Origin of the sequence: Lysinibacillus sp. GbtcB16, from assembly GCF_019091145.1 — a bacterium.
Lineage (GTDB): Bacteria > Bacillota > Bacilli > Bacillales_A > Planococcaceae > Lysinibacillus > Lysinibacillus fusiformis.
On sequence record NZ_JAGXJV010000001.1, the window covers coordinates 1,543,314 to 1,557,581 of the forward strand.

The window sequence follows — 14,268 nt, forward strand, 5'->3', positions numbered from 1 at the left end:
CTATTTCTATATTTAGGGGAGATATTGATGCGCAACATACGATTATCGAGTGGAGAAATTGCTCAAGTTGATTGCTTGAGCTGTGCGATCATAAGTGGACAGGTAGAGCCCAATGGTGGTGTTGTCATTGAAACGGATTATTTTCACGCCCACCAGGATGTAGCTTATCCAATCAAGGGATTAGTTATATTAGCTTCAAAGCGTCATATCCATTGCTTCGATGAATTAAATAATGGCGAAAAACTGGATTACATCAATCTCTTAAAAAAATTAGACAAGCTCAAAGGGAAGTATTGGGCATTGAATACGTTTATTATTTTTACAACGAAGATACGACTCATCATTTCCATACTTGGATGGTGCCCCGCTATGAATGGATGAATGCATTCGGGCGATCCGTTGAATCCTTGAGGCCAGTATTACTTCATGCTAGAAATAATTTGAGTAATGAGGAGCATGAAAAAGAAGTAAGGGAAGCTATTGAGCTTTTAAGAGAATCCATTAAAAATCGCTCCTTATGAAGAAGGGCACTGAAAAAGTCCATATCTTTTTTTTCATTTGGCACTGTGACTCTACTGTTGTTTTCCGAAGCATTCCGCTCGCTTTCCGCGGGCGAGCGCCGAGTCTCCTCCTACGCTTCGCTTCGTGCGGGGTCTCGCCTGTCTCGCTTTCCCGCAGGAGTCGAGCGATGCTTCTCCAAACAACGCAATGTATCATTCTATTATTTTAGTCACACTTTCCTTTATAATAAAAGAATGAATATGAAGGTGGTGCCCCAATGATGATTTCAAATCAGGAAACCCTTAATTTAAGTCCATACATGGCAATCTACGATATTGTTGTGCCAAAAGATAATATGCTTCGTCAGATCAATGAACTTGTTGATTTTTCATTCATTTTAGAAGAGCTAAAAACAAAATATTGTTTAGACAATGGACGTAATGCCATTCCTCCAATTCGCATGTTTAAGTACTTTTTATTAAAAGCGATTAATGATGTATCAGACGTCGACCTAGTAGAGCGCTGTCATTCAACTATTTCTTGGATATGGCAACAGAAGATCCAGTGAGACAGAAATAAGGCACTTCCTGTTCAAAATTGAACAAGAAGTGCCTTATTTTTATCTGAAAAAGGTTCGCTTTTATGAAAACATAAGTTTTTCAGTGCCCTCTTATGAAGGGAGCGACTTTTTTTATAAATAGAAGTACACACAAGCGTACATGGAAGCACAGCCAGCTAGCACAAAAAGATGCCATATTGCATGGTTATAAGGTAGAGAGCGCCAAGCATAAAAGATGGCTCCAATTGTATAGAACAGGCCACCTGCAAGTAGTAAAGCAAAGCCATAAAATCCTAAGTATAAATAAACAGGCTTAATAGCAAAAATGATGAGCCAGCCCATGCCAATATAAAAAATTAAGGATAGCACTTCAAAGCGATTAATGAAGAAGCATTTAAAAAGAACACCTAATATTGCGAGTGACCAAATAATACATAATAAAGTAATGGCTAGGGTGCCACCCACCGCAATTAATAAAAACGGCGTATACGTACCGGCAATTAAAATGTAAATGGACGAGTGGTCCAAAATAGCGAAAAAGTGTTTATATTTTTCTGGCATACTGTGTAGCAATGTGGACATTAAAAACAAGATGATGACAGAGGCACCAAAAATACTAAAAGTAGTAATATGTAGAGCATTACCTGTTTGCACTGCTGTAAGCAGTAAAACAACTAGAGCCGGAATACTTGCAATAAAACCAATACCGTGTGTAATGGCATTCCACAGTTCTTCCTTCCAAGATTTATAGTCAAATGAATCAATCATTTACAACACTCCTTTCGTTCATGTATTTACTATACCCCAATAATTTATACATGAACATTTACATTTGTCATATATTTCATATCAAAAATGTCATAAGGCTGTCATATTCTTTTAGGGGCTTTGATAGACAAGAGATAAAGGAAACGCTATAGTATCAAAGGTAGCGTTTACATTCTCAAGAAATCAAGGCTTTGCCTAATGACAAATGTCATGTTTACATAATGATTCATTAGTCTATATAATAAATTTTAATGAAGTAAAAGGATGTGTCGAAGTGGGACGAATTCATATAATAACGGACTCAACTTGTGATTTAACAAAAGAAGAAGTAGCACAGCATGGCATACATATCGTGCCATTAACAATTCAAATTGATGGTGAAACATATATAGATGGTGTGGATTTAGAGCCACAACCTTTTTTAGGCTTGATGAAAAATGCTAAAAATTTACCGAAAAGTTCACAGCCTGCACCAGGTAAATTTAAAGAATTATATGATGAGCTAGGCAAGGATGGCGATCAAATTATCTCCATCCATATGACAGGTGGTATGAGTGGCACGGTAGAGTCAGCACGACAAGCGGCTCAAATGACAGACGCTGATGTGACGGTGATTGACTCACGCTTTATTGCGATCGGTTTAGCTATTCAGCTACGTGAGGCTATTAAAATGCGCGATGCTGGAGCAACAGTTGAGGAAATCGTAGCTCGTCTGGACAAAGTACGTGCAAATACACATTTATATGTAATTGTGGATACGCTTGAAAATCTAATTAAGGGCGGTCGAATTGGTAAAGGAACAGGCTTTATCGGTTCATTGCTGAACATCAAAGTTATTGCTAATTTAGAGGGTGGCGTTTACAATCCTGTTTCCAAGGTACGTAGCCATAAACAGGTAGTGAATTACTTATTTAAACAATTCCAAGCAGATACGGCTGGGAAAACAGTCAAAGCTGTCGGTATTTCTCACGCAGATGGCCTCATCACAATGGGGAATCCATTAAAAGAGTTAATCGAAGGTACAGGCTTTAATGATGTTGAGATTGCCTTTACATCTCCAATTATTTCGACACATACTGGACCAGGTGCCATCGGATTTATTTATTTTGCAGAATAATAGTGAGGAGCTACTACATAAGTAAATGTAGTGGCTTTTTTTCGTTTTGGCCCTTTTAGCTGGATACTTGTTCGACTATTTGGAAAAGAGGAATTTTGACAACAACACAAAATTATGGAGAACAGAGAGTAAGTCACTTTTCATTAGGGTATGAACTATTCTATAATAGAAGGTACAGAAAGGGATGGAAGGTGGTCAAATGGACATTTGGCGATTTATGTTGTCATGTTTGACCGTCTTAGTACTAAGTGGTTGTGCAATATCAATCGATGAGCCGAATCCGCAAGCAGAGCCTGACGGTGAGCAAGCAGAAACGGAGCAAGATATGACGCAGGATGAGCAACAAACAGTAGAAGAGGAAAAAACCTCCAAGAATATGTTGACGCAAATTTTTGAACATTTTTTTGAGCCATCAGCAGAGGATTTATCGCAAATTGATGAAGAAAATGCAAAGCAACTGCATTATCTGGCACTTGGAGATTCATTAACAGATGGTGTCGGTGATGAGTATAGTCAAGACGGTTATGTAGGAAGATTAGCAGATTCATTGCTTACGTGGCCCTCGATTTCTGAGGTAGATGTTGATAATCGTGGCAAACGTGGTAGACGTAGTGATCAGCTACTAAAATTAGTGAAAAAAGGGCATTATGATGAAGAGTTGCAACAAGCACAGCTCATTTCTTTAACAATGGGCGGCAATGATGTCATGAAAGTTGTTAAACAGGATTTGTTTAATTTAAAGCGTGACGCATTCGATAAAGAATTGCGGACGTATAAGCAGCGCTATAGCAAAATCGTTGAAGGCATTCGTGCAAAAAATCCGACAGTGCCCATTCTACTCATTGGTTTCTATAATCCGTTTTCGATTGTGACCAATGAGGCGAATGAATTCGATACAATTATCACAGAATGGAATAATGTGATTGAGGAAGTAGCGAGTGAAGATTCCAATGCTTGCTATGTATCGGTGGAGGATTTATTTGATTCAAATGAAGAGCTCGTCTATCATACAGATTTTTTCCACCCCAATGCAAAGGGGTATGAAAAAATGACAGAACGTATACTAGCGGCAATGGAGCAGTGTGGTATGGAAGAAAAGATTAACAAGGCAATAGGCTTCGAGGAGTGACAAAATGAATAAATGGAAAGTCGCGTTTTTCGCCCTAGCAGGCACAGTGCTTTTTGCAATCCTCCTCGTCGTTTTTTTAGCAACTAGACCAGTAGATGGAGTCGATGTTGCCAAGCGTTCAGCAGGTGAAAGTGAAAGCAAAGGAAATGTACTCGTGGTGCAAACCACAACAAAGGAATTAGAATCGATTTCCAAAAAATATTTAAAGGATGCAGCAAAAGGCTCGCCTTTACCACTTGATTTTACAATCGGCAATGATATTCAATTACGAAGCACGCTCACGGTGTTTTACACGGAAATACCGATTTCCATGAATTTTGAACCCATTGTAGATGACAAGGGCAATATTATTTTAAAGCAGACGGGAATGAATGTCGGGCTATTAAATATTCCGCCGGAGACGACAATGAAAATTATGCGGGATTCGGTGGAATTCCCTTCATGGATTACCGTGAACCCAAATAAAGCAGAAATCTATATTGATTTATCGCGCATTAACATAGCATCCGGATCACGTGTCCGTGCTAAAGAATTGGACTTACCAAATGACAAAATTTTATTAGAAATTATTGTTCCTGGTGAATAAGGAGTGAAATGAATGGCAAAGCAATATGCAACATTTGCAGGAGGCTGTTTTTGGTGTATGGTCAAGCCATTTGACGAAACACCTGGCATTGAATCGGTGCTATCAGGCTATACAGGTGGACATGTTGTCAATCCAACCTATGAGCAAGTGTGCTCAGAAACTACCGGACATGCAGAAGCCGTGCAAATCGTATACGATGATGATCTTTATAGCTATGAGCAACTACTGTCTATCTATTGGACCTTAATAGACCCGACAGATGCAGGTGGCCAGTTTTATGATCGTGGCGAATCCTACACAACAGCCATTTACTATCATAATGAAGAACAACGTCAACTAGCAGAGCGTTCAAAGGCTGATTTAGAAGCCTCTGGAAAGTTTGATAAACCGATCATGGTGAAAATCTTACCTGCTAGCACATTTTACCCGGCTGAGGACTATCACCAATATTATTATAAGAAAAATCCAATGCACTACGAACGCTATTCGGTAGGAAGCGGTCGCCGAGCGTATCAAGAGCATCACTGGGGGAATAAACATGAATAAAGAACAACGTTTAAAAGAACTGACAGACATGCAATATTATGTGACACAGGAAAATGGCACAGAACCACCGTTTCGCAATGAGTTCGATGAGCATTTTGAAGAGGGCATCTATGTAGATATTGTCTCTGGAAAACCATTATTCAGCTCATTGGACAAATACAACTCAGGCTGTGGCTGGCCAGCCTTTACGAAGCCCATCCAAAAAGAAGAAATAACCGAGCACTTCGACACAACCCACGGTATGCGCCGAGTAGAAGTACGCAGTAAAGAAGCAGACTCCCATCTAGGACATGTCTTCCCAGACGGCCCAAGCGAACTAGGGGGCCTACGCTACTGCATTAACTCAGCATCCCTTCGCTTCATAGCAAAAGAAGATCTAGAAAAAGAAGGCTACGGCCAATTCCTTTCATTATTCAAATAAAAAATCCTAGCAAGAGCGATCTTGCTAGGATTTTTTTGTTTTGATGGGTGTAGAGGGAGGCAGAGTTCAGATTAATGGCAAGCAATAGCAAAGCGGTGGATAGAACATGCGAAGAGATGGATAAAACTCTCAAAGTGACGGATATAAAGTGAAAAGTGACGGATAGTCCTCTCAGAGGAATGGATAAAACGCTAAAATGTAGAAAACCGCTCAAAGAGACAGATAGCAGCCCTGACCATGGCTAATCCATATCTCCCCAATTGAACCTCCTCCAGCCCAAAAAAAGAGAGGATCCTCCAACGAAAGGATCCCCCTCAGAAATTCGCAATAAAATTTAAACTTTAAAGGCGCCTACTAGATTACGGAGGCTGTCTGCTTGTTGGGCAAGCTCTGTGGCAGCCGCGTTGATTTCCTGCATGGAAGCGGAGCCCTGTGTGGCAGCGGCGGCGGATGTTACGGTGTTAGCTGCGGACTGCTCGGCATAGGCATTGACGTGAATGAAGTCGCTTGCTACCGCGTTGCTAAAGTCCAGTGTCGATGCAATTTTATCCACCATGGCTGCAATAATCGTTGTAGTTTCTTCTGTATGCGATAAAATGTTGGCCAAGGATTGATTGGTTTCATTGGTCACTTCAACGCCACGAATGACAGTAGTGACCCCTTCATGGTTTTGGGCAATGATCGATGTGACTTCATCCTGAATAGATGTCACTATCGCAGTTACTTCCTTGGCAGCACTTTGGGATTGTTCTGCAAGTTTACGAACTTCATCCGCTACCACGGCAAAGCCCCGACCATGCTCGCCAGCTCGAGCTGCTTCAATCGCTGCATTTAAAGCTAATAGATTAGTTTGTTCAGAAATGGCCGTAATGGTACCAATGATCGATGTAATGTCGGCAGATTTACGACCTAACGCCTCGACCGTTGATGTTGTGGAAGCCATTGTTTCTTCGATTGATTGCATAACCAGCGAAGATTGCTCCACAGAAAGGCTTCCTTCATCGGCTGCTTGCTGCATGGCTATAGAGGCACGATGTACAGCACTTGCTTGCTCGTTTAATTGATGCATAGAGTGCTCTAGGTCGCTCATTTTTTGTTGCGCACTATTCATACTAGAAATGGTATTATCACTATCGCTTGCAATATCTGCTGTTGCATCCGCGATATCTTGAATGGTACGAGCATTTTCATCTGCTAATGACATGAGCTCCTGACTACTACTTGATACATGATCAGCTAGTTCGCTTACACGTCGAATTAAATTGGAAATCGACTCAATCAACGTATTAGTGGAAGCGGCAATAATGGAAAATTCATCGCGATTTCGCACTTTCACACGTCTAGTTAAATCGCCGCCTGCCTGAGCAATATCAAGGATGGAGTCATTAATTGCTTGTGTATTACGCTTCAAAGATTTAAAGAGCATGAAACCAAAAATGACGATCGCTAAAAAGCCGATAATGGATACAATAAAAAATGTAGTGATTGAAAGATTGACTTGCTGATTAAGCTTGTCTAACTTGGCTTTATTCGACTCATCCATCACCATATTTATGGATTCAATATTATTATCAATATGCGTTTTCATTGTTTCCCCAGTAGCCCCCATCATGAGCTTGCGAGCCTGCTCGAGACCAAGTTCATCACGCATAGTCATTACTTTTTTTGAATAATCCAGGTAATTTTTATAATATTGGTCGATGGCCTGCATATGACCAAGCTCAACTTGCCGATCCTGAAATTGTTCATTTAATGCTGCTAATTTTTTATTAATGGTATCAATTTTTAAATGATAGGAGGTAGAATAAATGCCATTCCCTGTTATTAAGTAACTTTGTTCCAAATTGGTCAACCTTGCTATCTCATACGCGAGTTGGTTAACTGTTAATTGCTCTAGGACATTTTTCTTAGTGAAGTCTTCCATCTCCTGCTGAAGTTTCTGTATATTTACATAAGACAATATACCCATAACACCGTTAATTACAATAAGAAGTGCGAACATAATAAGCACTTTGCCTCGAATCAAATGGTATAAACGTTGTCGTTTTTCTTTCATAGGAGGGGGATTGATCCCGGTTTCCTCTTGTATAGAAGCTTTCTTTCCTTTAAAAAAGCTAAAAGTGAAGAGAGTCGGGCGTTTTTTTGCTGCATCATGAGTTTTTTTAGTCTTTTTCATCGCATCACCTTCCTATTTTTTAGTAATCGATTTCAATTTTATCTTATTTTACTAGATTTTTCTATTATTTTTTCTAAAAATTAAAATTTTTCTGATAGATATAACTATGACAAAAGTCAGGATGCCCAAGAAAATAGTTCTAAAATAACAAATAGGAAATATATCTTAGTAGTGGGAATTATGACGAATACCGTTTTTTCTGATACACTATCGAAAAGTAAATGCAAAAAAGGGGAAATTGTGTGATGAAAAAAAGTTTTTATTTATATGTCCTTACATTTCGGGGCGGCGACTGGTCAGATGCCAAGGTACGGTTTGCAGAGGAAATGTTTCATGAGCATAATTTTCCAAAGCAAAGTGAAGACTTTAATGAGTTATCCAACTACATTGAATCCTATGCAACAGAAAATTTAACGATTGAAGCTTTTGATCATTTGTGGGAGTTATATGAGGGACAGGCATAAATTGTACGAAAACTATAAATAATTTTTAAGTTGCTAGACGTCTAGCATTGCGCAAATGACAGAAACACAGTATTATTTATAGTGATAACTGACAGAAAAGAGGGATTGCAGTATGAGTGTTCATATTAATGCAAAAAAAGGTGAAATCGCTGACACAATTTTACTTCCAGGAGATCCACTTCGTGCAAAATACATCGCGGAAACATTTTTAGAAGATGTAACTTGCTACAACGAGGTACGTAATATGTTTGGTTATACAGGTACGTATAAAGGCAAACGTATTTCAGTACAAGGAACTGGTATGGGTGTGCCATCTATTTCAATCTATGCGACAGAATTAATGCAAGAATATGATGTGCAAAAATTAATCCGTGTAGGTACTTGTGGTGCAATTCAAAAAGATGTGAAAGTGCGTGACGTGATTTTAGCGCAAGCAGCAACATCTGATACACGTATGAACCAAATCATTTGGGGCGGTGCTATCGACTTCGCACCAATCGCAGACTTTGACCTATTATTAAAAGCGTATAACGCAGGTAAAGATGCTGGACTTAACTTACAAGTGGGGAATATTTTCACAGCAGATTTATTCTACTCAGAGGAGCATCAAAACGAAAAATTAGCACAATACGGTGTACTAGCCGTAGAAATGGAATCAGCAGCTCTTTACACATTAGCAGCTAAATTCGGCCGTAAAGCACTTTCTGTTCTAACAGTAAGTGACCATATTTTAACTGGCGAAGTAACAACATCAGAAGAACGTCAAACGACTTTCAACGACATGATGGTTGTAGCGTTAGAGGCAGCGATTCAAGACTAATTGATATAACAGCGTTTTCAACGTATGTTAAATACCATTAATAAAAGCAATCGACCAAAACCGACCATTTTTTTGTAAAATGGAGTTGAGTAGTCGGTTGCTTTTTCTTATTCTGTATCTTTCATAGTTAATAATTGGCTGGAAATTTAAATGGAAATTATTAACCCAGTGGTGTTGATATGAAAAATACTAAACTAGAGATAAATAGAAGTTTAATATTAAATCGAATAACTGAAGGAGTTTGAGCATGATAAAACAAGCTGAATTATTATGGGAACGTATAATTGAAAGAGGCTCAAATAAAGATATTAAGTATAAAGAATCATTGAACCTTCAACCAAGTGCGACAGTTGAGGAGTTCCAACTGATTGAAAGCACTATAGGCGTTCAACTTCCAGAACAAATGAAAAGTTTTTACAGTGTTTATAATGGACAAGTTTGGGATTTAGGTGTGGAGCCTTTTGTTAGAAATCTAACACTCTCTCCAATTTCGGAAATAATTAAAAATTGGGAGTTTCTACAGGAAGAATTTGATCCTGATGACGGACTGCCAGATATTAATTATGGTGCGGAGGTTAAACCAATTCTCTGGAATAAAAAGTGGATTCCAATTGCTGAAAATGGAGGTGGTGATTATCTTTGTCTCGACACCGATCCAACTGAGGTTGGAGTTTTTGGACAAGTGTTATATTTTTATCATGATTATGGAAATCGTTCAATCGAAGCAAAAAATTTATATGAATTCATAGATGTTTGTTTGAATGAAGTACGTTAAGTGTCAGCAAGTATTTAAAATAAGCCACTCCTAAATGAACTGCCCCGTAAAAGTTAGACATCAATCTAACTTTTACGGGGGTTTTTCTATTGCATTTATTTAGGGGTGAATGACGGAGCATTCATAATATATGTAGATAGAAGGATATAAAAATGTTTATGGGAAAGCGATTGAGGAAATGACGAATTCAAACCTTAAACTTATTCCAATTCCAGAGTTTTATGGTGGAGGGGTAAATAAAAAGGATCTTCCATATATCGGGGTAGCACTTGGTACTGGTTTGCTATCCGGCTATGAAGATTTCACATTCAAGCCTAATGGCAATACAACGCGGGCAGAGGTAGCGACTATCCTTATCCGTTTCATTGATGCTATGAAGAAAGCACCTTCCGATTTCACAGGGTTACAAGAACTTCGTGAGGTTGCTGAAACAGGAACAAATATCTTGACTATTACAAATTTTAAAGAATTAGGTGGATACAACATCCACAAATCCAAGGGGTATTTTTAAAGAAATGTGTTTCAATGAAAAATCCGAAGATTCCATTCTGTTAAATAAAAGTATCTTCGCAATTTATTATGAATACACTTTAAAACCAAGTAGAGATGCAAGCATTCAAAGTATATCCAATGGTTCTGATTTGCATTTTGCTTCAAATTTATTAATTAACAAAAGTAAAATTGACCAGTTTAAATTATCATCTCCAATTAGTACTTCAAAAAATGAGTTTCTTAAGGGCGTCATATCGTTATTGGGCTCATAATAAAGTTGGTACTCAACCAGGTAGACAGTTTGGAAGTCGTACTGATGACGGAAGTCTTTTCTATTATGAAGTACCAATGTATTTACAAAGACTAATTAATTAACAACAACAAAGACCGCTCCGTGAAGGGTGGTCTTTAAGGTTTTATTACACAATAAAGCATCTTTTGGCGACCAAAAAGCAACCAACCTCTTATTTTTAGATAACGCAATAAAAAAGTAAACAATTTTAGATGCAGTTTGAATAGTATAGAATGTTATTAAATCAACATTAATGAAGTATCTTGACCTTTAAAAAAGTACAAGTAATTCAACGACATAATGGTTGTAGCGTTAGAGGTTGCTATTTAAGACTAATTGCTAAATACTAGTCGGTTGCTTTTCTTTTTCTTTCTAGGTGAAAAAACCAAGGGCCACAGCTGAATGTGACCCTTGGTTTATTGACAGAAAGATTTTACAACTAACTAATTAACAATCTTCTTTTTGCATGAATGTTGCGCCAACGATAATGAGTAGAATGAATAGAATAACGATTAAGACAAATGTTGAACTATTACCTTTGCCGTGGTCCATGCAATAGCCCATGTTATATTCATTCCCATAACCGCTGTAACAACAACCGTAATTACCTACACTACCATAATATCCTGCGTTTCCTACGTTTCCGTAATATCCCATGAAAACCTCTCCTTTCTTCAATTTATAGTATGTAATTTGTCATTGAAGGGAGTGGGGTATTCGTCTAATGAAAGCTAAAAAAGAGTCCTCGATATATTAATCGTCTACTTCGAATCCATTATTAAACGCCATTGAAATCCGATTTGAGGTACTATGAAATTAATAAAAGAAAAGGAGAAATAAAAAATGTTTACCTTTCTTAAAAATGATATGAAATTTGTGGAAACCGAAAAGAACATTATGAATTCGAATCAGGAATATAATGTAATCGCTTATGATAAAAAAGTTCTTGGGAATGAGGATGTTTTAGAAATACACGAAGAAACAGAAGCATTACAGATTGAAAGATATTTGGTGAAAAAAGGGGATGACTTTATAGCTATTTTGGATTATGGAATGTCAAGTCCTCGTCATCAAAAACCTTGGATAAGTTTATTGGCGGTACACAAAAAATTTCAAGGTTTAGGATATGCCAAAAAAATTTACATGTTGTATGAGGAACGAATGAGAAGCCAACAAGTAAACTGTATTCATATTGCTGTACATTCTACCAATAAAAGTGCTGTAAAGTTCTGGACCTCGCTTGGTTTTATACAGTTTGATGAGAGAATTTACGAAGATCAAGTTATCTTAAGTTTTGAGAAGGTTTTAGATTAAAGAACAAAAATACGAACTTCTAACTTCATGAATAAGAGGTGTTCCATGAGTAGCAACTATCAGATAAGAGACAGCTATTTTATACTTGTAGATCCACTTTCAATGATTTTTATTGGAATGACTATTTTATTTCTAATGATGTTCGTTTTAGTCTTGTGGAAAAAAGTTTTGAAGAAATAAAATCCAGTGCAGTAATTTAACAATGAAACCAAGGCCTATCTGTATAACCATAATCGAAAGGAAGAGTTCTATGGAAATTATTCAATCTATTCCTATTCAGCCTACAGTGAAAGTTTTATTATCCTATGCCACATCAAAAACAAAAGTGGATCAGGAATATGATTTGTATATACATGCCCCAGCAAGAAAATTATATGGCTATTACATGGATCAAGAACTGGTTGGATGTCTAGGTATTGAATTAGTTGATGCACATCAGTGTGTCATTAAACATATTGCCGTATCACCGGTGCATCGTGGGAAAGGAATTGGGGGTGAGATGGTACAGTTTATTAACCATCATCATTCATTTTCTTCTATTTATGCTGAAACGGATAGAGATGCTGTGATTTTTTATAAAAATATAGGATTTCACATTACGAGTTTAGGGGAAAAATACCCAGGTGTGGAGCGATTTGCATGCCTTTTAACCGGCCCTCCATTGCAGCGTACGGCTTTCTCCTAGTACATAATAATAAGTAATCTGTATAGGGAAGAAAGGAGCTGCATCTATTAAGAAGAAATTGTGGTTGATCATGCGTATTTTGGCATTTTTAATAGCGGGCTATTCCATCGTTCAATATATTGTGTTGGATGCACAGCAAGCAGGCTTTGTTCAATTAAAGCTTATGCTAAGTGCTACTTTAAACTCACTGTGGTTCATCGTGCTGTATATTCATATTATTTTTGGAGTGTTAGCGTTAATAATGGGTCCTTTTACCTTGTCCTCAAAATTAAGAGAGAACAATGTGAGACGTCATCGAATATTGGGGAAACTATATTGTGCCAGTATTTTATTTGGCGGTAGTGCAGGTCTTTATTTAGCATTCCATGCCACAGGGGGATGGGTCTCGCAATTGGGCTTTGGTTTATTATCGACAGGCTGGTTACTGACAATGTTACAAGCGCTCATAAAAATCAAACATCGAAACATCCAAGCTCATCAAAAATGGATGCTAAGAAATTATGCTTTAACGTTTGCGGCAGTGACCTTACGTATCTGGTTACCTTTGTTTACCATCCTACTCGGGGATGAAAATTTTCAGTATTATTATGCTGTTATTGCTTGGTTATGTTGGGTGCCCAATTTAATCGTAATTGAATGGTATATCCGGCGTAAACTCGGACCAATTCTTGTGAACATACATTGAAATATATTCAGACATTGAGTTCTAGATAGAGCCCAATGTTTTTTTAGGTTATCGCCAAATTCAAAAGCATTAGTATATTAATTAACTAATTAGTCAATAAACTAGGTGCATTAATTATCTCCATAGTAAATTTTCGAATATGATGCAAAAGAATGGGAGGTGAAATGTTTGAGGTTTAGTTACAGCCGTAATTTTGATAATTTCAAATGTGATTCCAAATGTAACTATCCCATGAAGTATAAGTGTAATGAATTTGGGTGTAATGGCTATCCATATGATTTTTCTGGCATCCAAGATCCGATAGGTGTAACAGGAGCAACAGGTGCGACGGGTGCGACTGGTACAACAGGTCCGCAAGGTGCACAGGGTTCGCCAGGGGCAATGGGACCCCAGGGCGTAACGGGGGCAACTGGTGATACAGGACCCCAAGGAGCAATGGGACCTCAAGGGCTGGTGGGAGCAACTGGTGAGAGAGGACTGCAAGGACTAGCAGGATTAATCGGTGCGACGGGATCTCAGGGAGCAACAGGAGTAACTGGAACTACAGGAGCTCAAGGACTAGCCGGAGCAACTGGAGCAACGGGACCTCAAGGAGAAATAGGAGTAACTGGAGCAACGGGACCTCAAGGAGAAATAGGAGCAACTGGAGCAACGGGACCTCAAGGAGAAATAGGACTAACAGGAGCAATGGGACTACAAGGGATAACGGGATCAACAGGTGCAACAGGACCCCAAGGAGAAATAGGACTAACCGGAGCAATGGGACCACAAGGGATAACAGGAGCAATGGGGCCACAAGGGCCACAAGGGATAACAGGGTCAAGAGGTGCGACAGGACCTCAAGGAGAGATAGGAGTAACTGGAGCAACGGGACCTCAAGGAGAAATAGGACTAACCGGAGCAATGGGACCACAAGGGATAACAGGGTCAAGAGGTGC

At 38.5% G+C, this 14,268-nt stretch carries 15 protein-coding genes and 3 pseudogenes; 15 read left to right on the plus strand and 3 right to left on the minus strand.

Going from position 1 to position 14,268, the window contains the following annotated elements; translation table 11 throughout:
* Positions 1-27: 27 nt before the first annotated feature.
* Both KVT27_RS07745 and KVT27_RS07750 read left to right on the plus strand, forming a co-directional pair.
* Positions 28-521: pseudogene (locus tag KVT27_RS07745) on the plus strand (HIT family protein).
* Between the two features lie 260 nt (positions 522-781).
* Positions 782-1,068, plus strand: a pseudogene (locus KVT27_RS07750) (transposase); the annotation flags it as partial.
* Positions 1,069-1,192: 124 nt separating this feature from the next.
* On the opposite strand, the gene trhA reads toward KVT27_RS07750, so the two are convergent.
* Positions 1,193-1,828, minus strand: a complete 636-nt coding sequence (gene trhA, locus KVT27_RS07755; RefSeq protein WP_025117228.1) for a PAQR family membrane homeostasis protein TrhA — start codon at positions 1,826-1,828, stop codon at positions 1,193-1,195.
* A 274-nt stretch (positions 1,829-2,102) separates the two neighbouring features.
* Here trhA and KVT27_RS07760 point away from each other — a divergent pair, with 274 nt between their 5' ends.
* The 5 genes from KVT27_RS07760 (at position 2,103) to msrB (ending at position 5,627) form a co-directional block, all read left to right on the plus strand.
* Positions 2,103-2,945, plus strand: a complete 843-nt coding sequence (locus KVT27_RS07760; protein ID WP_036224624.1) for a DegV family protein — start codon at positions 2,103-2,105, stop codon at positions 2,943-2,945.
* Between the two features lie 184 nt (positions 2,946-3,129).
* Positions 3,130-4,074: a GDSL-type esterase/lipase family protein gene (locus KVT27_RS07765; protein WP_036125654.1), complete on the plus strand. Its 945-nt coding sequence runs from the start codon at positions 3,130-3,132 to the stop codon at positions 4,072-4,074.
* A 4-nt stretch (positions 4,075-4,078) separates the two neighbouring features.
* Positions 4,079-4,660 carry a YpmS family protein gene (locus KVT27_RS07770; RefSeq protein ID WP_036125656.1) on the plus strand — a complete coding sequence of 194 codons (582 nt, stop codon included), beginning with the start codon at positions 4,079-4,081 and terminating at the stop codon, positions 4,658-4,660.
* 12 nt (positions 4,661-4,672) lie between these two features.
* Positions 4,673-5,206, plus strand: a complete 534-nt coding sequence (gene msrA / locus KVT27_RS07775; protein WP_008174800.1) for a peptide-methionine (S)-S-oxide reductase MsrA — start codon at positions 4,673-4,675, stop codon at positions 5,204-5,206.
* Entirely contained in the window at positions 5,199-5,627 is a 429-nt protein-coding gene (gene msrB / locus KVT27_RS07780; protein ID WP_217581070.1) for a peptide-methionine (R)-S-oxide reductase MsrB, read from the plus strand. The genes msrA and msrB overlap by 8 nt, the downstream gene beginning before the upstream one ends.
* A gap of 334 nt (positions 5,628-5,961) precedes the next feature.
* Here msrB and KVT27_RS07785 read toward each other — a convergent pair whose 3' ends face one another.
* The gene (locus KVT27_RS07785; protein ID WP_052323487.1) at positions 5,962-7,803 is read right to left on the minus strand and encodes a methyl-accepting chemotaxis protein; all 1,842 of its coding nucleotides are present in this window, start codon (positions 7,801-7,803) and stop codon (positions 5,962-5,964) included.
* A gap of 245 nt (positions 7,804-8,048) precedes the next feature.
* Between KVT27_RS07785 and KVT27_RS07790 the strand changes: the two genes are divergently transcribed.
* The 4 genes from KVT27_RS07790 to KVT27_RS26625 all read left to right on the plus strand — a co-directional run bounded on the left by KVT27_RS07790 (position 8,049) and on the right by KVT27_RS26625 (position 10,373).
* A complete protein-coding gene (locus tag KVT27_RS07790) occupies positions 8,049-8,267 on the plus strand; it encodes a YozE family protein (RefSeq protein WP_036125659.1) in 219 nt (72 codons plus the stop codon).
* Between the two features lie 112 nt (positions 8,268-8,379).
* Positions 8,380-9,087 carry a purine-nucleoside phosphorylase gene (gene deoD / locus KVT27_RS07795; RefSeq protein WP_217581071.1) on the plus strand — a complete coding sequence of 236 codons (708 nt, stop codon included), beginning with the start codon at positions 8,380-8,382 and terminating at the stop codon, positions 9,085-9,087.
* A gap of 247 nt (positions 9,088-9,334) precedes the next feature.
* Positions 9,335-9,862, plus strand: a complete 528-nt coding sequence (locus KVT27_RS07800; RefSeq protein WP_208704283.1) for an SMI1/KNR4 family protein — start codon at positions 9,335-9,337, stop codon at positions 9,860-9,862.
* A 178-nt stretch (positions 9,863-10,040) separates the two neighbouring features.
* Entirely contained in the window at positions 10,041-10,373 is a 333-nt protein-coding gene (locus KVT27_RS26625) for an S-layer homology domain-containing protein (protein WP_254636066.1), read from the plus strand.
* A gap of 720 nt (positions 10,374-11,093) precedes the next feature.
* Here KVT27_RS26625 and KVT27_RS27495 read toward each other — a convergent pair.
* Complete coding sequence (locus KVT27_RS27495; protein WP_036125661.1) at positions 11,094-11,303, minus strand: YjcZ family sporulation protein; 210 nt, start codon at positions 11,301-11,303, stop codon at positions 11,094-11,096.
* 186 nt (positions 11,304-11,489) lie between these two features.
* On the opposite strand from KVT27_RS27495, the gene KVT27_RS07815 reads away from it, so the two are divergent.
* From KVT27_RS07815 to KVT27_RS07830, 4 genes and pseudogenes are all read left to right on the plus strand, one after another.
* The gene (locus KVT27_RS07815; RefSeq protein ID WP_217581072.1) at positions 11,490-11,960 is read left to right on the plus strand and encodes a GNAT family N-acetyltransferase; all 471 of its coding nucleotides are present in this window, start codon (positions 11,490-11,492) and stop codon (positions 11,958-11,960) included.
* A gap of 250 nt (positions 11,961-12,210) precedes the next feature.
* Positions 12,211-12,645 (plus strand): GNAT family N-acetyltransferase, encoded by a 435-nt coding sequence (locus KVT27_RS07820; RefSeq protein ID WP_208704280.1) that lies wholly within the window; start codon positions 12,211-12,213, stop codon positions 12,643-12,645.
* A gap of 46 nt (positions 12,646-12,691) precedes the next feature.
* The gene (locus tag KVT27_RS07825) at positions 12,692-13,330 is read left to right on the plus strand and encodes a DUF2306 domain-containing protein (protein ID WP_217581373.1); all 639 of its coding nucleotides are present in this window, start codon (positions 12,692-12,694) and stop codon (positions 13,328-13,330) included.
* A 231-nt stretch (positions 13,331-13,561) separates the two neighbouring features.
* Positions 13,562-14,268, plus strand: a pseudogene (locus tag KVT27_RS07830) (collagen-like protein); the annotation flags it as partial.